The 596-nt window shown below is 61.0% G+C and carries 1 protein-coding gene; it reads left to right on the top strand.

Translation table 11 applies throughout. The features are described from left to right. A partial coding sequence (locus tag JTA15_RS06790; RefSeq protein ID WP_219373237.1) for a tail fiber protein occupies nucleotides 1-596 on the top strand: 596 nt, incomplete at both ends.

Here is a 596-nt window from a genome sequence, read left to right as displayed (position 1 = left end):
ACTGGCGGTTTCTGGATGCGTGAAATGGGGCTTTATGATGACGCCGGCACGCTGATCGCGGTCGGCAATATGGCCGAAAGCTACAAGCCAGCGCTTGCGGAGGGCTCTGGGCGCGCGCAGACGGTGCGCATGGTCATCATGGTAAGCGACATCGCGTCAGTCGAGCTGACCATCGATACCTCAATGGTGATGGCTACGCAGGACTACGTCGATGATAAGCTCGCGGAGCATGAGCAGTCCCGCCGCCATCCTGACGCCACACTTAATGCGAAGGGTTTCACTCAGCTAAGCAGTGCGACCGACAGCRCRTCKGAGRSSSTCGCAGCGACGCCGAAAGCGGTYAARRCGGCGTATGACCTTGCCARTGGGAAATACACSGCKCAGGACGCCACCACRGYGCGAAAGGGTATCGTCCAGCTCAGTAGCTCGACCGACAGCACATCTGAGGCGCTCGCAGCGACGCCGAAAGCGGTTAAGGCGGCGTATGACCTTGCCAGTGGGAAATACACGGCTCAGGACGCCACCACGGYGCGAAAGGGTATCGTCCAGCTCAGTAGCGCCACCGACAGCACGTCTGAGACGCTGGCGGCCACGCC

Source organism: Enterobacter sp. BIDMC 29 (assembly GCF_019378755.1).
GTDB lineage: Bacteria > Pseudomonadota > Gammaproteobacteria > Enterobacterales > Enterobacteriaceae > Enterobacter > Enterobacter ludwigii.
The sequence above is the reverse complement of the archived record's forward strand: the minus strand, read 5'-3'. Positions and strand labels throughout refer to the sequence as shown.